This is a genomic window from Pseudomonas khavaziana (genome assembly GCF_036704165.1).
GTDB classification, from domain to species: domain Bacteria; phylum Pseudomonadota; class Gammaproteobacteria; order Pseudomonadales; family Pseudomonadaceae; genus Aquipseudomonas; species Aquipseudomonas khavaziana.
In genome coordinates this window covers 1,863,865-1,883,659 of the sequence record NZ_CP129946.1, presented here as the reverse complement: position 1 = coordinate 1,883,659, position 19,795 = coordinate 1,863,865, and the positions used below count along the sequence as shown (strand labels likewise).

16 protein-coding genes and 2 pseudogenes are annotated in these 19,795 nt (G+C 58.0%); 11 read left to right on the top strand and 7 right to left on the bottom strand.

From position 1 onward, the window contains the following. Nucleotides 1-18 precede the first annotated feature (18 nt). On the top strand, nucleotides 19-1,245 hold the full coding sequence (locus tag QYQ93_RS08330; RefSeq protein ID WP_032877262.1) for an MFS transporter: 1,227 nt from the start codon (nucleotides 19-21) through the stop codon (nucleotides 1,243-1,245). Between the two features lie 73 nt (nucleotides 1,246-1,318). On the opposite strand, the gene QYQ93_RS08325 is transcribed toward QYQ93_RS08330, so the two are convergent. Beyond that, on the bottom strand, nucleotides 1,319-1,573 hold the full coding sequence (locus QYQ93_RS08325; protein ID WP_032877263.1) for a DUF6124 family protein: 255 nt from the start codon (nucleotides 1,571-1,573) through the stop codon (nucleotides 1,319-1,321). A 651-nt stretch (nucleotides 1,574-2,224) separates the two neighbouring features. Between QYQ93_RS08325 and QYQ93_RS08320 the strand changes: the two genes are divergently transcribed. From QYQ93_RS08320 to QYQ93_RS08300, 5 genes and pseudogenes are all read left to right on the top strand, one after another. Further along, complete coding sequence (locus QYQ93_RS08320; RefSeq protein WP_014717442.1) at nucleotides 2,225-2,464, top strand: type II toxin-antitoxin system RelB/DinJ family antitoxin; 240 nt, start codon at nucleotides 2,225-2,227, stop codon at nucleotides 2,462-2,464. Further along, entirely contained in the window at nucleotides 2,454-2,747 is a 294-nt protein-coding gene (locus tag QYQ93_RS08315; protein WP_043046426.1) for a type II toxin-antitoxin system RelE family toxin, read from the top strand. The genes QYQ93_RS08320 and QYQ93_RS08315 overlap by 11 nt, the downstream gene beginning before the upstream one ends. 314 nt (nucleotides 2,748-3,061) lie before the next feature. After that, the gene (locus tag QYQ93_RS08310) at nucleotides 3,062-7,207 is read left to right on the top strand and encodes a CheR family methyltransferase (RefSeq protein WP_338476701.1); all 4,146 of its coding nucleotides are present in this window, start codon (nucleotides 3,062-3,064) and stop codon (nucleotides 7,205-7,207) included. 497 nt (nucleotides 7,208-7,704) lie between these two features. Further along, nucleotides 7,705-7,854, top strand: a pseudogene (locus tag QYQ93_RS08305) (general stress protein); the annotation flags it as partial. Nucleotides 7,855-8,074: 220 nt separating this feature from the next. Then, the gene (locus QYQ93_RS08300; protein ID WP_080888981.1) at nucleotides 8,075-8,314 is read left to right on the top strand and encodes a DUF2934 domain-containing protein; all 240 of its coding nucleotides are present in this window, start codon (nucleotides 8,075-8,077) and stop codon (nucleotides 8,312-8,314) included. 463 nt (nucleotides 8,315-8,777) lie between these two features. Here the strand turns inward: QYQ93_RS08300 and QYQ93_RS08295 are convergent, their stop codons facing one another. From QYQ93_RS08295 to QYQ93_RS08285, 3 genes are all read right to left on the bottom strand, one after another. Further along, nucleotides 8,778-9,047 carry a DUF6555 family protein gene (locus QYQ93_RS08295; protein WP_080888980.1) on the bottom strand — a complete coding sequence of 90 codons (270 nt, stop codon included), beginning with the start codon at nucleotides 9,045-9,047 and terminating at the stop codon, nucleotides 8,778-8,780. A 474-nt stretch (nucleotides 9,048-9,521) separates the two neighbouring features. Further along, nucleotides 9,522-10,853: an APC family permease gene (locus QYQ93_RS08290; protein WP_338476700.1), complete on the bottom strand. Its 1,332-nt coding sequence runs from the start codon at nucleotides 10,851-10,853 to the stop codon at nucleotides 9,522-9,524. 131 nt (nucleotides 10,854-10,984) lie between these two features. Next, nucleotides 10,985-11,299 carry a hypothetical protein gene (locus tag QYQ93_RS08285; RefSeq protein ID WP_043046419.1) on the bottom strand — a complete coding sequence of 105 codons (315 nt, stop codon included), beginning with the start codon at nucleotides 11,297-11,299 and terminating at the stop codon, nucleotides 10,985-10,987. A 418-nt stretch (nucleotides 11,300-11,717) separates the two neighbouring features. Between QYQ93_RS08285 and cyoA the strand changes: the two genes are divergently transcribed. The 5 genes and pseudogenes from cyoA to cyoE all read left to right on the top strand — a co-directional run. Then, nucleotides 11,718-12,662 carry a ubiquinol oxidase subunit II gene (gene cyoA, locus QYQ93_RS08280; protein WP_043046417.1) on the top strand — a complete coding sequence of 315 codons (945 nt, stop codon included), beginning with the start codon at nucleotides 11,718-11,720 and terminating at the stop codon, nucleotides 12,660-12,662. 2 nt (nucleotides 12,663-12,664) lie between these two features. Next, on the top strand, nucleotides 12,665-14,638 hold the full coding sequence (gene cyoB / locus QYQ93_RS08275; RefSeq protein ID WP_338476699.1) for a cytochrome o ubiquinol oxidase subunit I: 1,974 nt from the start codon (nucleotides 12,665-12,667) through the stop codon (nucleotides 14,636-14,638). A gap of 3 nt (nucleotides 14,639-14,641) precedes the next feature. Next, nucleotides 14,642-15,256 (top strand): cytochrome o ubiquinol oxidase subunit III, encoded by a 615-nt coding sequence (locus QYQ93_RS08270; protein ID WP_124376868.1) that lies wholly within the window; start codon nucleotides 14,642-14,644, stop codon nucleotides 15,254-15,256. 1 nt (nucleotide 15,257) lies between these two features. Further along, nucleotides 15,258-15,596: a cytochrome o ubiquinol oxidase subunit IV gene (cyoD, locus tag QYQ93_RS08265; RefSeq protein WP_043046412.1), complete on the top strand. Its 339-nt coding sequence runs from the start codon at nucleotides 15,258-15,260 to the stop codon at nucleotides 15,594-15,596. After that, nucleotides 15,554-16,441: pseudogene (cyoE, locus tag QYQ93_RS08260) on the top strand (heme o synthase); the annotation flags it as partial. The gene cyoD and the pseudogene cyoE, both read left to right, overlap by 43 nt. On the opposite strand, the gene QYQ93_RS08255 reads toward cyoE, so the two are convergent. From QYQ93_RS08255 to QYQ93_RS08245, 3 genes are all read right to left on the bottom strand, one after another. Further along, complete coding sequence (locus tag QYQ93_RS08255; RefSeq protein WP_338476698.1) at nucleotides 16,422-18,023, bottom strand: histidine kinase famiy protein; 1,602 nt, start codon at nucleotides 18,021-18,023, stop codon at nucleotides 16,422-16,424. The pseudogene cyoE and the gene QYQ93_RS08255 sit on opposite strands and share 20 nt — an antisense overlap. Nucleotides 18,024-18,134: 111 nt before the next feature. Next, complete coding sequence (locus QYQ93_RS08250; RefSeq protein ID WP_043046410.1) at nucleotides 18,135-18,644, bottom strand: ferritin-like domain-containing protein; 510 nt, start codon at nucleotides 18,642-18,644, stop codon at nucleotides 18,135-18,137. A gap of 64 nt (nucleotides 18,645-18,708) precedes the next feature. After that, nucleotides 18,709-19,593: a manganese catalase family protein gene (locus QYQ93_RS08245; protein WP_043046408.1), complete on the bottom strand. Its 885-nt coding sequence runs from the start codon at nucleotides 19,591-19,593 to the stop codon at nucleotides 18,709-18,711. Between the last annotated feature and the right edge of the window lie 202 nt (nucleotides 19,594-19,795).

The window sequence follows — 19,795 nt, the reverse complement described above, 5'->3', positions numbered from 1 at the left end:
CTCTCGGAACCCAATCCCATGCCAAGCGCGAGCCAGGCCCCTAGCGGGCTTCCCGAACATAATCAACAAAGCGTCAAACAGCAGTGGCTGGCGATTCTTTCGGTCGCCGTGGGTGCCTTCGCCCTGGTGACCAGTGAATTCCTGCCGGTGGGCGTACTCAACGACGTCGCCAGCGATTTGGGCATCAGCGCCGGCCACGCCGGATTGATGGTGACATTGCCCGGCATCATGGCCGCCCTCGCCGCGCCGTTTCTGTCGGTCAGCATTGGCGCCATGGACCGTCGCTATCTGCTGATTGGCCTGACACTGGTGATGATCATCGCCAACTCGGTGGTGGCCTTTGCCACCGATTTCAGCCTGCTGCTGTTCGGCCGCGTATTGCTCGGCATCAGCATCGGCGGCTTCTGGGCCACGGCCATTGCCCTCAGCGGGCGGCTGGCGCCCAAAGGCGTTGGGGTTGCGAAAGCCACCTCAATTATCATGATGGGCGTGACCCTGGCCACCGTCTTGGGCGTGCCGGTGGGTACATGGCTCAGCGGTCTGATGGGCTGGCGCATGACCTTCCTGGTCACGGCGTTGGTGGGCATTCCGGTGCTGTTGGCGCAGATCTTCCTGCTACCGCGACTGACCCCGGAAAAGGCCATTGAGATTCGTGACTTGCCAGCGTTGTTTATCAACCCACAGGCGCGAGTCGGCTTGATCGCGGTATTGCTGATCGGCCTGGCGCACTTTGCTGCGTATACCTATGTCGCGCCCTTCTTCAAAAACAGCTCCGGCTTTGACGGCCCGACAATTGGTTCATTGCTGCTGCTCTATGGCGTAGCCGGGGTAATGGGCAATGTTTTTGCCGGTTTCGCCGCTAACCGCAGTGTACGTCACACCCTGCTGCTGGTTGCTCTGATGATTGGTACCAGCACCGCACTGTTCCCCTACTTCGCCACCGGCCTTTCCGGCGCCTCGATGTTGATCGCACTCTGGGGTTTCGCCTTCGGCGCCTTCCCGGCCTGCGCCAGTATCTGGATGTTTGTGGTGGCGCCCAAGGATGTAGAGCGCGGCATGCCACTGTTTGTGGCGCTGTTTCAGGTGATCATTGCGTTAGGCTCGTTCTTTGGCGGACGCATCGTCGACCAGATGGGCAGCTCGGTGTTGTTGAGCCTGGCCACGGTGTTGGTAGGGTTCGGGTTTGCGACCGTGCTGGTGTTGGGGCGCAAGGTCAGTAATAACCTGGTGGCACAGCCTGCCTGACCGGGTTGTATGCGCAAAAAAGCCTGCTGAGCGTTGAGTTCAGCAGGCTTTTTTCGTTTCAGGGAGCAGGTATTTATTTGGCCGTGGGGAAATCACGCTCGAGGACAGCATCCACCAAGGCTTGCGCGTTCTCGATCAATTGAGCCAGGGCCATGATCACGGGCGACTGCGTGCTGTCTGGATCTTCGGCGCATTGGTAGGCGGTTTGAAGGGCGGATGAGAGGATTTCGGTGGCGTTGGTGAGGGCTTCTTCGGTGCGGACATCATCGGCTACGCAAAAGATTTTGCGTGCTTGCCCTTCGGTAGAATCAGCGGTGCTCTTCTTCATGATGTAACTCCACGTTATGAAAAGAAGCTACCACTCCCTGCTGTCAAACAGGATTGGGTGGCAGCTGTACGCGGGTTGACAGACCGGAAACGTGGAAACCCGGCGCACCCGAAGATGCCCCACGCACAGCCGCCATAACAAATGGGCACAGACAGACGCCTGGAACCAGTTTGGGGATGCACAGAGATCGCACGTTATTCGGCCTGTCAAAACCGGTCGCCATGAGGGCGACGGCGGAAGGTTAGCGCCCTACCCTAGCCAACGCAACCCTGCTCGAAAACTGCCGAACCTGCATAGCGTAAGCACCTGTTTCGGAAACGCTTGGTAACCAGAATCCCCACCAGGAACCTTGTGTGCATAAGCCTGCAAGCTAGCCTCAAAAGGTCGCCGCCGTGGCGACATACTGTCAAGGGTGCTGATATGCCAACGAGATATCGCGATGCGGTCACAGGTGAATACGTAACAGAGCAAGAGGCAAAGAGAAGACCAAGGGAAACGGTGAAGGAAACCGATAAAAAGCGCCCGGCAAAGCCGACGGCCAAGAAATAGGATTAACAGATGAGAGCGACTGCCGTATGTCCAGACAGACTTGCCAATGAGACCCGATTGCTCCAATGTAATGACCAACGTCATTACACAAGGAGCTATCCCTTGGCATCTATCAACATCCGTATCGATGACGACCTGAAAGCTCGCGCCTACCTTGAGTTGGAGAAACTCGGTGTCACCCCTTCCGAACTGATACGTCAGGCGTTGCAATATGTTGCCGAACGCGGCCAGTTGCCATTTAAGCCTGTCCTCATGACTGAAGAGGATGAAGCCTTGATGGCGACCGTACGTGAGCGCCTTGCGTCGCCTCAACGCGTGAGGGTTTCTTTGGATGACCTATAGCCTTGATTTTGATGCGCGTGCATTGAAGGAATGGCAGAAACTCGGCGACACCCTCCGTCAGCAACTCAAGAAGAAGCTGGTCGAAGTCCTGGACAACCCACGTATTGAGGCTAACCGCCTACATGGGCTGCCTGACTGCTACAAGATCAAACTGCGTAGCAGCGGGTACAGGCTGGTGTATCAAGTGATAGATCAGGAAGTTACGGTGTTCGTGGTTGCCGTAGATAAACGTGAACGAGATCAAGCTTATCGCAAAGCGTCTGAGCGCCTTGTTCAGCGCTAGGCAGGACTACAACAATTCCCTGAAGCCGCCGTTAATAAAGGCTGAAAACGAAAAAGCCCCGCAGCTTATTCAGTTACTGGGCTTTTCCTATGTAATTACCGTCCCGACGCAGCAGTGCCATTGGTCAGTCCGAATAAACCTTTTGAAGATTGCGTACCTCAACCGGGAGGCAAATATTCGTAGCGTTAGCGACGTTCGAGGCATGCTTCTGCACGCAGTTCTCAGCTATATTTCATTTTTTGTTCAGCCCTCGTCCTCGCTTAAATTGTTCCCTCCACGCTCTTCTCGTGCGCAGTTAACCAAGGTTGGTATTTATGAAGTCTGCCCCCCCGCGGTCTCCTGACGTTCCGCAACGCAAGGATCTGATCCCCAGCAATTTGGATTTTCCTGTGGTGGGTATCGGCGCGTCGGCGGGCGGGCTGCAGGCAGTGAAGGCGTTTTTTGAGCACATGCCCAAAGACTGCGGCATGGCATTTGTAGTGATCCTGCACCTGTCCCCCGATCATCAAAGCGTGGCGGACAAAATTATTCAAGAGTCGACCCGAATACCGGTGTCACAGGTCAATGGCACGACGCCCATCGAAAAGAATCACGTGTATGTCATTTCACCGGCCCTCCATCTGAAAATGAATGACGGCTATTTAGCGGTGTCCTCATCAAACCGCGAGGGCGGCTCGCACATAGCCATCGACCTATTCTTTCGGGATTTGGCAGACGCTCATAAGGAGCGAGCGTTTTGTCTGATTCTTTCTGGGACCGGCTCAGACGGCGCGGTGGGCCTTTCTCGAATAAAAGAGCAAGGCGGCGTTACCTTGGTGCAAACACCGGAAGATGCAGAATTTGACGGCATGCCCCTTGCGGCGATGGAAACCCAAATGGTTGACCTGATTCTCCCTGTGGTGGAAATGCCGCAAAAACTGCTTGAGCTGTGGCGCAACGCCCAATCAATCATCCTGCCCACCGCCAATGACCCTGAGATCAACACCACCCCACCCACAACTGAGCGCGATGCTGCAGTGGCGGAGCAGTTGTTGCTGGACATCCTGATACAATTACGAGCCAGTACGGGGTACGACTTTAAGCATTACAAGCGGGCCACGGTGTTGCGACGTATCGAGCGGCGCTTGCAAGTGACCGCGCAGCCGGACCTGGCGGCCTATTACAACTTCCTCCAGCTACATCCGGAAGAAACCAAGGCCTTACTCGGTGACATGCTGATCGGCGTGACCAACTTCTTCCGCGACCGCGAGGCCTTTGAAGCGCTTGAACGTGACGTGATACCTAATCTGGTGAAGTCACTCGAAGACAGCGTGCCGCACCGTGAGGAGGTGCGTATCTGGTCAGCCGGCTGCTCGACTGGCGAAGAGGCCTACAGCCTCGCGATGTTGGTGGCCGAGCAGTTGGCGCTGGACGCCAGCGGCGCGAAGATGCAGGTGTTTGCCACTGATATTGACGAGCGCGCAATCACCCGCGGCCGTAACGGTGTGTATCCCGAGGCGATTATCACCGACGTCCCGCCGCCGCGCCTGCGCCAGTACTTTACCAAAGAGAAAAACCAGCATTATCGGGTGCGCAAGGAAATTCGCGAGAAGGTCTTGTTCGCCAAACACAGCTTGCTGGCTGATCCGCCGTTCTCCCAGATCGACCTGATCGTGTGCCGCAACCTGTTGATCTACCTGGACCGCGAAGTGCAGCGCGACATCCTGCAGATGTTCCACTTTGCGCTGCGCCCCGGCGGCTATCTGTTTCTCGGTTCCTCAGAATCGGCCGACGGCTGCCTGGACCTGTTTGTGCCGGTAGACAAACGAAACCGCATTTTTCGGGTGCGCGCCGGCTCCTCCGCTATCCGCCGCGCGCCAACCATGCCGCGAGGCGGCTATTTGCGCCCCAGCACCGCGTCGATTGCGACTGAGATCAAGGCGCCCAGCAAAGTTTCGTTCGCGAATATCCATCTGCGCGCCCTGGAAAAAGCCGCGCCGCCCAGCGTGATCGTCGATATCAACGCCGACATCCTGCACATGAGCGAAGGTGCCGGGCGGTTCCTGCGTTATGTCGCCGGGGAAGTCACCCACAATCTGTTGGCCCTGGTTCATCCCGACCTGCGCCTCGACATCCGCACCACACTCTTCCAGGTCCAGCAATCGAATATGCCTGTGACCTCCCGCAAAGTTCGCGTCCAGCGCGATCAGCGTTCGTTCATGGTGGATGTTACTGCCTGCCCCTATCGCGATGACGCGACCGAAAGCGACTACGTGCTGGTGATCTTCCAGGAAAGCGAAATCGACCCACAACAGGCCGATACCACGCTTGTCAGCCATGCTGAGAACGCCATCCTGCGCAACCTGGAGCGCGAGCTGCAACGCACCAAGCTGCACTTGCAGGACACCATCGAACAATCGGAAGTCTCAAGTGAAGAGCTCAAGGCCTCCAACGAAGAAATGCAGGCGGTCAACGAAGAGTTGCGCTCGGCCACTGAGGAGTTGGAAACCAGCAAGGAAGAGCTGCAGTCGATCAATGAAGAGCTGTTGACCGTCAACTATGAACTCAAAACCAAGGTAGAAGAGACGGACAAGGTCAATGACTACCTGACCAACCTGATCGCCTCCACCGACATCGCCACCGTATTCGTCGACCGCAATATGCGCATCCGGTGGTTCACGCCACGCGCCACCGATATTTTCAGCATGCTCCCGGTGGACACTGGACGCTCGTTGATGGACATCACCCACCGCCTGGATTACCCGGCAATCACCGAAGACGCTACGACGGTGTTTGAGTCACTCAGCATGATCGAGCGGGAAATCAGCAGTAAGGACAACCGCTGGTACATCGCACGGTTGTTACCCTACCGCTCCAACGAGGATCACATCGATGGCACGGTGCTGACCTTCATCGATATCACCAAGCGGCGTCAGGCCGAGGAAGAGCTGCGCCTGGGCGAAGAGCGCATGCGTCTGGTGGCCGAGAGCACCCATGACTTTGCAATCATCATCCTTGATGACCACGGCGCCATCACCGATTGGAACACGGGTGCAGAACTGATCTTCGGCTACACCAAGGACGAAGTGCTGGGCGCTTATTACGACTTGATTTTTTCACCGGAGGACCGCTCCTCCGGTGTGCCGGAGAGCGAACTGCGCGCGGCCCGCGAACATGGTCGCGGTGAAGATGAGCGCTGGCATGTGCGCAAGGATGGTAGTCGGTTCTACTGCAGCGGTGAGATCACGCAGCTCAAGAGCGACAGCTTGCAGGGCTACGTCAAGATCGCCCGCGACCTGACCGGCCACAAACGCACCCAGGATGAGCAGAGCCAGCGCCTGATGGAAACCCAGACGAAAAACCATCTTAAGGACGAGTTTTTCGCCGTGATGTCGCACGAACTCAAACATCCACTGAACCTGATCCAACTGAACGCGGAGTTACTGCGTCGCTTGCCCGCGACCAAGGCGGCGGGGCCAGCAATCAAAGCCGTGAATACGATCTGCGAGGCCGTGTCCAGCCAGGCGCGGATCATTGACGACCTGCTGGATGTCGCCCGGGTGCGCACGGGCAAGCTCAAGCTGAAAAAACAACGGGTTGATCTGATTCGCACGCTGACGGAGATCCATGGCGTAGTGCTCGCCGACGGGCATCGTTGTCAGGTGACGCTGCAAACGCCTTCGGATCATGCATCACTGATCGTCGACGTCGACCCGACGCGCATTGAGCAAGTGATCTGGAACCTAGTCAACAACGCCCTGAAATTCACCCCGGAGGGTGGTCAGGTGCAGTTGGTGCTGAGCCGCACGGAGGGGCACGCCCAGTTGGACGTGATCGACAGTGGCATCGGCCTGGCAGATGACAGCCTGGAGAAGATCTTTGATCTGTTCGGGCAGGCCGAAAACCAGCATCAGACGCATCAACGCGAGGGCCTTGGCATAGGCTTGTCCTTGGTACGCCAGTTGGTGGAGGCTCACGAAGGCTCGGTCAGTGTTCATTCCAAGGGGCTGGGTTTTGGCTGCACCTTCTCGGTATGGCTGCCGCTGTGCGAACAACAGGATCATCTACCACTTTCTGGCGCTGAACAGGACGAGGATGAACGCCTCCATGGCGTTAAGGTGTTGCTGGTGGATGACTCTGCCGAGGTGCTTGAAGTGCTGAATTTGTTGCTGGAGATGGAGGGCGCCCAGGTTAATGCCTTCAATGACCCGCAGACTGCGCTGGAAACAGCCCGCGATGCACAGTATGACTTGATCATTTCGGACATTGGCATGCCGAAAATGAATGGCCATGAGCTGATGCAGAAACTGCGCACGATAGGCCATCTGCGCCAGGTCCCCGCCATCGCCCTCACAGGTTACGGGGCCGGCAGTGACCAGAAAAAGGCGGCTGAGTCGGGCTTCACCAGCCATTTGAGCAAACCGGTCGCCCACGAATCGTTGATTGATCTTATTGAAAAATTGTGTCGTTTACGTCGTTAGTTGGGCCCTTCCCAGTAGGAATAAGGGGATTATCCCGTTCCGCTCAAGGAACGGGGGGCTTCCCCTGCAGATGGACGACCAATCATCAGAAGCGCCATTGCTCAAGAGCCATCGGTATCAGGCATCTACCGGATATGGTTAGAGGTCACCTATATACTTGGCATACAGCAGCCAAAATTCCGTGATGTAAGTTCAGTACTCGAACAGTACAAGAGTCTTTGGTTAAAGTATTTTCAACTAAGCGAAGCGGCAACCAACGCTATTAATTTAACATCACTCCCGCCCCACCTTGAGTAAAAACTTATACGAAGCGGCGCGAACACCGCGTGGCTGTACAAATTCCTCCAGCCAAAGACCGTTCATCGTCCTTTTGAAAAAACCTCGAAACATTTCGAAGGCCGCCCATATCGGAAACTATGTCCGTTGCAATAAACGGGCGTAAGCGAAACCTCAATTACAGTTGGAGTAACATTATGACGACCAGTAATAAAAACCCAGGTAACTTCGCCAACGATCACGAAAAAGCGTCCGAGGCGGGAAAGAAAGGCGGCTAGGCATCTGGCGGCAACTTTGCCAATGACCGTGAAAAGGCTTCGGAAGCTGGCCGTAAAGGTGGCCAGAATAGCCATGGCGGCGGCCGCAAGTAGTAACGGTAGACACAAGGGGGGGGGGCAGCAATGCTGCCCCTTCTCTTAATTGCAAAGGAGAACTAAGCATGCGTCCATCAGCAGTCTATCAGCGATAGCGTTTTTACATCACACCCCGAGTACGCGAGTGCGAACTGAAGCGGGGACAAGCTACTATCACCGACATAACGATGAGATTACTGAGATGACTATTAACGACAAGCGGAACAGGAGCATCACAATGGACGAAGAAACGATTCGACTCACCGCTTACCGTATTTGGGAACAGCAAGGTAAACCTGACGGTCAGGATTTTGTGCATTGGCTGCAAGCCAGGGAAGAACTGGCGCCCGGGCAAAGAGATAGCTCTTCGGGCTCGGCCGAAAGCAGTGTTACTCAGCCTGTACCGGCCCAATCAAAACGCCAGGCGGCACCCTCATCCACAACGCGAAAAGCACGCAGCAAAAAGCTCGAAGCCTGAGCAGGCCAGATCAGGCGTGCGTACGCGCTCGTTGTGACACGTGCCGACAGTCGTCCGCACGCCCTCCCTTTGAAGCTCCAATATTGGCGCTTTGATATCAATTAAGCGCTTGTTTGAAACTCCTCCTTTTTTTTTGTTGAAACTATTCACCTCATCATGGATTGTGAGTGAGCTTTTTTAATTCAGGGAGGAATCGAAGATGTCTGGTCCACAAGCGAACGGCCAGTGCGTCCAATGCAAACAGCCCTTGGAGCCGACGACGGACGAACCCTCCTACCTAGTGTCCACAGCCGCTGAGATGCTCTGCCCGCAATGCAGGCAACCGTATCTGGCGGACTTGATGATGGACGCACTTCAGCGCAGCGCCCTCAAGTTATGCATGCTGCGGGAACGTCGACAAAACAGTAAGGTTTAACTTAAACCAACACCACATTCAAATGAACAAACTTTTTAAAGTCCATACTCATTCGGGGGGTGGTGGTACATAGGGCTGTGCAATAAACGGAATATTGCTGGAAGGACGCCACTTGACATTCTCCAAGCCGTAGCGTTCTGCAATGGGTTTGCTGACCCGCTTGACCTTTTCATGGCGTGACCGAGGAATTATACCGATACCAGCATCGCACGATGCCCAATGCCATGCCTCTGCATTATTCATAAACTCAGCTCTTATAATGAAAGATCTTGGCTTATGATGGTATTCGTACTCGATAATGTATAAAGGATTTTTCATATGCACTCCTTCTGATTTTTGTTATTTGAGCAGCGCGAAGGTTCAGATTTTTCCTCTTGATATGTATTTTTTAGTTGCGCCAACTTGCGGCCCTCTCGGGATAAGACCATTCGTCGGCGCCTGATGAAAAAAATAAAACCGTTTTCGCTTTATCGCTTCTTACTAGTGAGTCTGTTCCCTCCAGGCTCTGGTAAAACTCCTGTCTTGCCCGCACTCAGTGCGGGCTTTTTTTCGAGCAGTTCATAGGGTCGTAACGCTGTTCGGCGAGTCGTTGACCAATGCGCCGCACTTATATACGCAACGGCGGCTTATTTCGCAGCGTCTGAATGCGCTGCGGTGAGTAACGTTAACTTCAAGGGCGGGGAACCTTTCCATCTCTAATCCTGAAGTGCGGTGGAACTCAACCTGCGCAGGGTCTTCCATCGCAGAGCACTGCAGGGATTTTTCAGCCGCAGATATAGATCGGATGAGTGGTTAGCCTGGCTCCACAGCCGGAGTCGCCAAGCGGTTGCACGCGTACAGCGCCGTGCCCAGCAGCATCAGCGCGCCACCGCGCAGCCAGGTGTCCAGGCTTTGCTGGCTGAGCAGGATCAAGCACGAAACAATCGCCAGCACCGGCACCCAGGTTGGCACGCGAAAATGCTGTTCGGTGATGGTGTCGCGGCGCAGTACCAGCACCGCCAGGTTGGTGCTGAGGAACACGAAGAGCAGCAACAGCACGACCGTCCCGGCCAGCGCCGCGAGGGTACCCGTCAAGGTCAGGGCGATGGCCATCAGGGTGCTGGCGATGATCGCGACCCAAGGCGTACGCCGCTTGGGCAGCACGCGCGAAAGTGGCTCCGGCAACAGGCCCATGCGGGCCATGCCATAGGCCAGGCGGCTTGCCATGACCATGGTCAGCAGCGCACCGTTGGCGACCGCCACCAGCGCGATGAAGGCGAAGAGCTGGGGCGGGATGCTCAAGCCCGAGGCACGCACCACTTCGAGCAACGGCGCGGATGTGGCCGTCAGCTTGTCCATCGGCAGCACCACCGACGCGGCGACACCGACCGCCGTATATACGACGCCCGCCGTCACCAGCGCGGCAAACAGCGCACGCGGATACACCTTGCGCACGCCGCGTATTTCTTCGGCCAGGTTGGCCGACGTTTCAAAACCGACGAACGAATAGAACGCCAGCAATGCGGCGCCCAGTACGGCAAGCATCGGGTTGACCCCGGCCTTGAACTCCAGCGCGCGGCCGAGGTTGGCTTCGCCGGACTCTATGCACCAGGCCGCGGCCACCACCACCAACAGCAGCCCGGACAGTTCGACGCAGGTCATGACCATGTTGGCGCCAAGCGACTCCTTGATACCGCGCGCATTCAGCAGCGCTATCACTGCCAGGAATATCAGCGCGCCCAGGTGCGGTGATACGTCGACGAACGCCGCCAAATAGTCGCCGGCAAACGCCAGTGACAGCCCCGCTGCGCTGGTGACGGCGGCCGCAAGCATGCTGAAGCCGACCAGGAATGAGATCAGCGGTGACTTGAATGCCTTCTCGGCGAACACCGAAGCGGCGCCAGCATAGGGGTACTTGGTCACCAGTTCCGCGTACGAGCCTGCCGTGAGCATGGCAAAGAACAACGCCACCAGCAGCGGCACCCAGATCGCCCCACCCACCTCGCCGGCGATGGTGCCGGCCAGCGCGTAAACGCCGGCGCCGAGCACATCGCCGAGGATGAACATGAACAACATCGGACCCGTCACGGCGCGGCGCAGGGCCGGTTTGGAGGGGGCGCCTTGGTTCAAGCTGGATACGGACATGGGCGGCTCGGGTGTGGGTTGCAATGAGCGATCATCCGGCGCGGGCCGACTGACGCAGGGCTATCTACAATGGAAAATGCCCGCGCCGCCAAAGTTCCGTTTTCCGCTGGGAGACCAACGCAGCGCCTGCGTCAATCGTCGTCGTGCACATGCGCGTCGGCGCAGGGCAAGCGTCCCGATTCCCCGCCGGCAATCCGCTCCGCCTGATCAATGCCGCGCTTGAGCGCGTCGTGCACGGTCCATTCCGCGCCGGGCAGTTGCCTTGTGCGTTCGACCACGCATTGCCCCGTCGCGGTATAGACGCTGACCAACACTTCGATATCGGCGTCTTCGCGCTCCCGGGCCCTGACTTCGATATGGCAACCGTTTTCCACTTCCTGGGTAAAGCACTCTTCTTCCAATGCCTTTTCGGCCCAAGCCTTATAGGTATTACCACGAATAAACATGACTGTTCTCCCAAACCGTTAGTGGGTTGGCCTTCAAGTAAGACCTGAATGCTTTAGCAGGGATTCCGTCTTTTTTCCAAGGCCAAGTGCATCGTGCGCCTATAAAACGCCCGTACCGTTTCGCTTGTTAAACCGTTCGTCAGGCGAAGTTACAAATCGTTAAACCAACCCAGGGACGACTATTCAAAATGTTCGGGAGCGCGATGAACACGCCCCGCAAAGCGGCAGCGAAAGCCAACAGATCCGGGCAGTGGATGCGATTTTTCCATTGGCGGCGACGTATTGCCTGGCGTTAAGCAATTGACTGCACCAAGCACTAACAAGCGCAGCGCCAGCGTTTTTCTCAAGTAACTTTGCGAATACTGTCGCCGCCATTTGGGCACCGTCAAAACGGAAGTTTTCAATACAGGAGCAAGGCATGAAACGAGCGATTGGTTATTGCCTGGTATATATCGCCAGCATTTTCCTATTAACCGGCTGCAACCTGATTGTGTTCAACCCCAAGGGCCAGGTGGCAACCGATGAGCGCGACCTGATTCTCCTTGCCACCGGCCTGATGCTGCTGGTGGTCGTTCCGGTCATCGTGCTGACGTTCGTCTTTGCCTATCGCTACCGCGCAACCAACAAGAAGGCCCGTTACTCACCGCGCTGGGCCAGCTCGCACAAAATCGAAGCGGTGGTGTGGGGTGTTCCTCTGCTGATCATCATCGCCTTGGGATGGGTGACGTGGAAAACCACCCACGCACTCGACCCCTATCGTCCGCTCGACTCGCAGACGCCACCGATCAATGTGCAAGTGGTGGCGACTGACTGGAAATGGCTGTTCATCTACCCCGACCTGGGCATCGCCAGCGTCAATGAACTCGCCCTGCCGGTGCATACACCGGTGAGTTTTACCGTCACCTCCGACGCGGCGATGACCTCGTTCTTCATTCCGGCCCTGGGCGGGCAGATCTACGCCATGGCCGGCATGCAGACCAAGTTGCACCTGATCGCCAACGAGACCGGCGAGTTCAGGGGGATTGCCGCCAATTACAACGGCCCCGGTTTTTCCGACATGCATTTCGCCACGCTGTCCCTGAGCCCAGCCGACTTCCAGGCATGGGTGGCCAAGGTCAAGGGCGCCGCCGCCCCGCTCGACCAGGCGCGTTATGCGCAGTTGGCCAAGCCCACCATCCGGCATCCGGTGGCCTATTACTCGACGGTCCAGGAGCGGCTGTTCCTGGACATCGTCGACAAATACGAAGGCATGAACAAGGCCAGGAAACCCCAGCGCAACCAAGCCCAGTCGAATGGTGCTGAATCGAACGGCACCGGCACGCGCACCGATCAACACCCCAGTCTGCTGACCGAGGAGCAATAACAATGTTCGGAAAACTGTCATGGGACGCGATTCCAACCACTGAACCCATTGTGATGTACACGCTGGCCTTCATCGGGCTGATTGGCGCGGCGATGGTGGGCGCCATTACCTGGAAACGCAAATGGGGCTATTTGTGGCGCGAGTGGTTCACCTCCGTGGACCACAAGAAGATCGGCTGCATGTACATCATCGTCGCGCTGGTGATGTTGCTGCGCGGTTTTTCCGACGCGATCATGATGCGCACCCAGCAGGCCATGGCCGCCAGTGGTGGGCCGGGTTATCTGCCGCCGGAACACTACGACCAGATCTTCACTGCCCACGGCGTGATCATGATTTTTTTCGTGGCCATGCCCTTCGTGGTCGGCCTGATGAACGTTGTGGTGCCGTTGCAGATCGGCGCACGGGATGTCGCCTACCCGTTTCTCAACGCGCTGAGCTTCTGGCTGTTCGTGGCCGGTGCCGCGCTGGTCAATGTGTCACTGGGAATCGGTGAGTTTGCACGAACCGGTTGGGTCGCCTATCCGCCGTTATCCGGGTTGGCCTACAGCCCCGGGGTCGGGGTGGATTACTACATCTGGTCACTGCAGATATCCGGCATCGGTACGTTACTGACGGGGCTGAATTTCTTCGTCACGATCCTGAAGATGCGCACCGAAGGCATGACCTTGTTCAAAATGCCGGTGTTCACCTGGAACGCATTGTGCACCTCGGTGCTGATCCTGGCGTCGTTTCCGATCCTGACCGCCACCCTGCTGATGCTGTCCCTGGACCGTTACCTGGGCATGCATTTCTTCACCAACGAAGCCGGCGGCAACCCGATGATGTACGTCAACCTGATCTGGGCCTGGGGGCATCCGGAGGTGTACATCCTGATCCTGCCGGCGTTCGGGGTGTTTTCCGAGATTGCCGCGACCTTCAGCAGTAAGCGGCTGTTCGGTTACGTGTCGCTGGTATGGGCGACGATCGCAATTACCGTGCTGTCGTTCATCGTGTGGCTGCACCACTTTTTCACCATGGGCGCGGGGGCCAACGTCAACGCGTTCTTCGGCATCATGACCATGATCATCGCGGTGCCGACCGGGGTGAAGATCTTCACTTGGCTGTTCACCATGTACCGCGGCCGGGTGCGCTTCGAGACTCCGATGCTGTGGACCCTGGGCTTTATCGTGACCTTCAGCATCGGCGGGATGACCGGGGTGTTGCTGGCAGTGCCCGGCGCCGATTTCTTGCTGCACAACAGCCTGTTCCTGATCGCACATTTTCACAACGTGATCATCGGCGGCGCGGTGTTCGGCTACATGGCCGGCCTGACCTACTGGTTCCCCAAGGCCTTTGGCTTCCGCTTGAACGACAAGCTGGGCCGTATCGCCTTCTGGTGCTGGCTGATCGGCTTTTATTTTGCCTTCATGCCATCCTACGTGCTGGGCTTCATGGGCATGACCCGGCGCCTCAACCATTTCGACAATCCGGAATGGCGGCCGTGGCTGCTGCTGGAAGTGGTGGGCGTGCTCATCATTCTCTGCGGCGTGGTGTCCCAGGCACTGCAACTGTTTGTCAGCATCCGCAACCGTCACCGCTACCGCGACCTCACCGGCGACCCGTGGGACGGCCGCACTCTGGAGTGGGCCACCTCCTCTCCGCCGCCGCTGTACAACTTCGCCGAGCAACCCAAGGTCAGCGACCTGGACGCCTATTGGGGCATGAAGGAGCGCGGCGTGAGCACCCTCAGCCACACCGACTACCGCAGCATCCACATGCCGCGCAACACCGCCTCGGGCCTGGTGATCAGCCTGTTCGCGCTGATCTGCAGCTTCGCCCTGGTCTGGCACATCTGGTGGCTGGCGGCGTTCGGGCTGGTGGCTTCGGTGATCGCGTTCGTGGTGCGCAGCTACGACGAAGACACTGATTACTTCGTGCCCGCCGAAGAAGTCGCACGCATCGAAACGGCACGTCTCAAAGACCTGGCAGAGGCTTGATCCATGTCCAATATCGTAATTGAAAAAGACGTCGCGCATACCCAGGAACACGGGCATGAAGACGCGGGCTCGCTGAGCGTATTCGGCTTCTGGATTTACCTGATGACCGACTGCATCCTGTTCGCGACCTTGTTCGCCGGCTACGCGGTGTTGCGCGACAGCGTGGCGGGCGGTCCGTCGAGCGTGGACATTTTCGAACTGCCCTACGTGCTCGCTGAAACCATGCTGCTGCTGTTGAGCAGCATCACCTACGGCTACGCGATGCTGGCGATGAACCGTGGCCAGCAAAGCCAGGTGCTGCGTTGGCTGGGGCTCACGTTCGTGCTCGGTGCCGGCTTTATCGCCATGGAAATCAACGAATTCCACCACTTGATCGCGCAAGGCTACGGGCCGGACCGCAGTGCGTTCCTCACCGCCTTCTTTACCCTGGTCGGCACTCACGGCGCCCACGTGCTGACGGGATTGATCTGGATGGCGGTACTGATGATGCAGATCCGCCAGAAAGGCCTGACCAACACCAACGCCACCCGGCTCAGTTGTCTGAGCCTGTTCTGGCACTTCCTGGACGTGGTGTGGATCTGCGTCTTTACCGTGGTCTATCTGTTGGGGGTGGTGTGACATGTACAAGCAAAGTTCGATTCACAGCAGCGCCGGTACCAGCCATGGCAGCAGCCGTTCCTACTTGGTCGGCTTCCTGGTGTCGGTGCTGCTGACCCTGATCCCTTTCGCCCTGGTGATGTTCCCCTCGCTGCCCCGCACCGTCACCGCTTGGCTGGTGGTGGCGCTGGGGGTTATCCAAATCGTGGTCCACCTCAAGTTCTTCCTGCATTTGGATACGGCGCAGGAACAACGCTGGAACCTGGTTGCGCTGATTTTCTCGGCGGTCATCATTCTTTTGCTGGTAGGGCTCTCGCTATGGATCATGGGCAGTATTCACCACAACATGCTGGCTCACTGAGGTACTGGCTGGGGTTGCTCAATGCCGGGGTTCAACTGACCAAGCCGGGGATTATTTTCGGTAATCTCGCGTCGGTGCTGGGGGGTTATTTCCTCGCCGGCGGCGGGCGCCTGGCAGACCCCGCGCATCTGTTGGCCACGCTGCTCGGCACCGCACTGGTGATCGGTTGCGGTTGCGTCATTAACAACTGCGCCGATCGGGACATCGATCGGCGCATGGTGCGGACCTGCCATCGCGCGCTGGCGCTGCGGACCATCGCGGTGCCCACCGCCGCCAGCTATGCCATCACACTGGGCGTCAGCGGTTTCGGCCTGCTCTGGGCAGGCAGCAACCGGCTGGCGTGCCTGCTGGCGCTGGTCGGGCTGGTGATCTATGCGGGGGTCTACACGTTCTGGCTCAAGCGTCGTTCCCACTGGGGCACCTTGGTCGGCAGCCTCTCGGGGGCGATGCCGCCGGTGATCGGCTATTGCGCGGTCAGCGCCAGGTTTGACGCCACGGCGGTGATGTTGGTGGTGGTGTTCTGTTGCTGGCAAATGCCCCATTCACACGCCATAACCGTGATGCGCCGCGAAGACTTTCGCGCGGCGCGCCTGCCGCTGCTGAGCCTGTCCCAGGCCCACCGGCAAATACAGACCTACACCCTGGCGTTCTGCGCCAGCACCCTGGTGTTGGGCGTGGTAGCCCGGATGGACATCCTGTATTTCGCCGTGGTCAGCGCCTTGGGCGGTTACTGGCTGGCGCTCGCCAACAGCAGCGTGCGCCGGGTCGATCCAGCGCGCTGGGCACGCTCGATCTTCGGTTTCTCGATTCTATTGGTGATGGCCCTCAACCTGATACTGGCGCTTTCCAGTCTGTGTCGAGCAACCTGCGAATCTTCCTGGGCAAATCAACAGGCTGATAGGGTTTTGCAATCAGCTCGAATTCATGCACCTGTATATCGGCACGCTCCAGCGAGTCTTTCGCATAGCCCGTCGTGAGCAGGACCCTGGTGTGCGGATACAAGCGCGCTATCTCGCGCGCGAGTACCGCGCCATTCATCTTCCCGGGCATGATCAAGTCACTGAACACCAGGTCGTAAGTCGCGCCGGCGAGCCGGCCCAGTGCCTCGGCGGCCGAGTGCGCAATGTCGGTGCGATAACCGTAGTCGGAGAGAATCTCCTGAGCCAGTTCGGCCACTTCGGGCCGATCCTCCACAATCAGGATGCGCTCGTCGCCTTGAAGCGCCGTGGCCGCGGGTATCTGCTCGACCCAGAGCTGGCTGTCGTCCGCCGGAAAATACAGGCGTACCGTCGTGCCCGCGCCTGGGTTGGAATAAATACGCGCGGTACCGCCCGATTGCTTGACGAAGCCATACACCATCGACAACCCCAGCCCCGAGCCCTTGCCTTCCTCCTTCGTGGTGAAGAACGGCTGCATGACTTTTTCCTGGACGCTCTCGGCAATGCCGTCGCCGTTATCACTGATCGAAATGCCCACGTAACGGCCTTCAGCCAGCCCATCGCGTTGCGCATTGGCATCTTCCGGCACCTGGACGTTGCACGTCTTGACCGTCACTGTCGGCTCGGCATGTCCTTCGAGCGCATCCTGGGCATTGGATAACAAATGCTGCACCGCCAGCTCCGCCTGTGCAGGGTCGATACGGCAGTTCCACAGGTCCTCGGCAAGTTCCACATGCAACTGGACATCCTGCAACGTCTGCGCCATGAAATCGGTGCGGGTAAGCAGGCTGTTGAGGTTGATCACGCGACTGTCGAGGCGTTGCTTGCGCGAGAACGCCAGCAACTGCTGGGTCAAGGATTGGGCTTTTTCGGCAGCGGCCCTGGCGCGGCTGGCGCTGTTGAAGATGCGCTGTGGATCGGCGCCGGGGCGCTTGGCGCTCTGCTGGATCAGTTCGAGATAGCCGACCATGACTTGCAACAGGTTGTTGAAATCGTGGGCGATACCGCCGGTCAGTTGTCCGAGGGACTCAAGGTCCTGGGCGCGGCGCACGCGCAGTTCCGCGTCGTGCCGCCGGCTCACGTCCAACTGAGAGGCGAAGAAGTACACCAACTGCCCCTGCTCATTGAACAGCGGCGAAATGAACACTTCGTTCCAGAACGTCGAGCCGTCTTTGCGATAGTTGAGTACTTCCACACACACCTCATGGTGGTGTGTCATCGCGCTATGCACTTGCTGCAGGGCACGCTTATCGGTCTGTGGCCCTTGGAGCAGCCTGCAATTACGCCCGATGACTTCATCCTGTTCATACCCCGTCAGTCTCAGGAACGCCTGATTGGCGAAGATGATCGGGTTGTCGGGTTGAGCGGGGTCGCAAACGATCATCGCGCTTTGGCTGGTTTCCATAGCCGCGAAAAACAGATCTTTGCGGTTGGAAGAAAGACGCGCTGGATCGACACGGTCGACCACAGGCTTTTTCTTGCTTGCCAAGGTTCACCTCCAGTTTCGTGGTGCGTGTTCCATGGACCGTAAAAACGTCGCGCAGTGCCGCCCTGCGCTGAACAGGCGCCCGCCGTATGCGGTCGGGCGCCGCGCATTGCTTTAGCGCTTAGCTTCTTTGTCGGGGTCGGCTGAGCGGCGCAGGAACGCTTGGGTCAATTCCGGTAAGTGCTCCAGCAGCCACTCGGCCATGGCGATCTCCTGGGGCAGGATCTTTTCGCAGGCCGCTTGAGTTTCCGAATCGCCGGCCTCTTTCGCAGCGGCGATAAGCGCCGTGTAGCTGGCAATTTCCATGTTTTCAAACACGTAGCCGGCCATCGCACCTTTGATGACTTCGTCACTCATCAGCGAGCCACCGACTGCCTGGCCGAAGGCCATCAGCTTGCCGCCCATGTCTTTCAGGGTCGACGAACTGCCGCCCAGGCGCGCCAGGCACTGGTCGATCAGTTGCTGCTGGCCGAGGGTTTCCTCGATGTGCTGGTCGATCCGCGCCTTGAGCTGCGGGTAGTGTTCGAGACGCTCGGATTGGGCCTTGAGCATTTTTTCGGCTTGCTGCTCCATCGCATGGGCATCACGCAGCCAATCAAGCAGGTTTTCCTGTGGAGTTGCCATGTCGTCTGTCCTCTTGATGAAAAAATCATGGGCCGCACGCCCGAAAGCGTGCGGCTGTCCAGCGTCAGATCTCGGGTTTAGGTTGCATTCCCGAGCCCAGGTCAGCGCCCGTCACGGGGTCGCTCGTCGCGTCCGAGGCCGTGCGAATCTTCATCGCGCTCAACGTCGCTTCGTCATCGGCATCCAACTGCACAGTGGCCATACCATCACCGCCATCGACCGCCGGTTGCGGGCTTTCCACGAATTCCCACTCTTCGCCCTGGTTCCAGGGACCACGCAGGCTTTGCGCGCCTTGGGACATGTTGTAGTAGACCTGTGTGAACTCCGGCATGCCCGGCAGCTTGCCTTGAGGGAAGTTCGGCTGAATCGAATGCAGCGCCTTTTCAAAGGACAGCTGATGCGCGATTTCCCGCGTCATCAAAAAGCCCAGCGCCTCTTTTACGCCCGGATCATCGGTGACGTTCATCAGCCGCTCGTAGACTATTTTGGCGCGGGCTTCGGCTGCGATGTTGGAGCGCATGTCTGCGGTGGGCTCACCAATGGTGTCGATGTAGGCCGCTGTCCACGGCACCCCGGCGGAATTGATCAATGGCGCACCGGCTCCGTACAACAGGCTGGTGATATGGGAGTCGTTGCCAGCGCCGTTGAGCGAGCGATACAACTCGCCCTCCTCTTCCACGCCTTCGGCCATGCGCCCCTTGGCGCCCTTGTTGAGCATCACGATGATCGATCCGACGATCTCAAGGTGGCTGAGCTCCTCGGTGGCGATGTCCATCAGCAGATCCTTGCGGCCTGGATCGTCTTCAGCCAAGGCCTGGGTGAAGTAGCGGGACGCTGCGGCCAGCTCCCCTTGTGCGCCGCCAAACTGTTCCAGCAGCAAGTTGGCCAGGCCCGGATTAGGCTCGGCGACACGGACGGTGTATTGAAGTCGCTTGTTATGTAAAAACATGAACAAATCTCCTCAGGCTTATCGAAAAGAGACGGCCTTTGTAAATGCGCGCCTACTTTCATGTGAAATAACCCGCGCTGGAAACTTCAAAAAAAATTACGCATATCTCGACGAGCGGTTTACGCCTGAATGGCCAAGCGAAACGGCCGTGCGCGATGCCTGGCATTCAATCGGCGCGCTCGTTGTCAGAGGGAAGGATGTC

Excerpts from the sequence above, each read along its gene's own strand:
- QYQ93_RS08330 (WP_032877262.1), top strand. The coding sequence starts at position 19 with ATGCCAAGCGCGAGCCAGGCCCCTAGCGGGCTTCCCGAACATAATCAA.
- QYQ93_RS08325 (WP_032877263.1), bottom strand. The coding sequence starts at position 1,573 with ATGAAGAAGAGCACCGCTGATTCTACCGAAGGGCAAGCACGCAAAATC.
- QYQ93_RS08315 (WP_043046426.1), top strand. The coding sequence starts at position 2,454 with ATGACCTATAGCCTTGATTTTGATGCGCGTGCATTGAAGGAATGGCAG.
- QYQ93_RS08310 (WP_338476701.1), top strand. The coding sequence starts at position 3,062 with ATGAAGTCTGCCCCCCCGCGGTCTCCTGACGTTCCGCAACGCAAGGAT.
- QYQ93_RS08300 (WP_080888981.1), top strand. The coding sequence starts at position 8,075 with ATGGACGAAGAAACGATTCGACTCACCGCTTACCGTATTTGGGAACAG.
- QYQ93_RS08295 (WP_080888980.1), bottom strand. The coding sequence starts at position 9,047 with ATGAAAAATCCTTTATACATTATCGAGTACGAATACCATCATAAGCCA.
- QYQ93_RS08290 (WP_338476700.1), bottom strand. The coding sequence starts at position 10,853 with ATGTCCGTATCCAGCTTGAACCAAGGCGCCCCCTCCAAACCGGCCCTG.
- QYQ93_RS08285 (WP_043046419.1), bottom strand. The coding sequence starts at position 11,299 with ATGTTTATTCGTGGTAATACCTATAAGGCTTGGGCCGAAAAGGCATTG.
- cyoA (WP_043046417.1), top strand. The coding sequence starts at position 11,718 with ATGAAACGAGCGATTGGTTATTGCCTGGTATATATCGCCAGCATTTTC.
- cyoB (WP_338476699.1), top strand. The coding sequence starts at position 12,665 with ATGTTCGGAAAACTGTCATGGGACGCGATTCCAACCACTGAACCCATT.
- QYQ93_RS08270 (WP_124376868.1), top strand. The coding sequence starts at position 14,642 with ATGTCCAATATCGTAATTGAAAAAGACGTCGCGCATACCCAGGAACAC.
- cyoD (WP_043046412.1), top strand. The coding sequence starts at position 15,258 with ATGTACAAGCAAAGTTCGATTCACAGCAGCGCCGGTACCAGCCATGGC.
- QYQ93_RS08250 (WP_043046410.1), bottom strand. The coding sequence starts at position 18,644 with ATGGCAACTCCACAGGAAAACCTGCTTGATTGGCTGCGTGATGCCCAT.
- QYQ93_RS08245 (WP_043046408.1), bottom strand. The coding sequence starts at position 19,593 with ATGTTTTTACATAACAAGCGACTTCAATACACCGTCCGTGTCGCCGAG.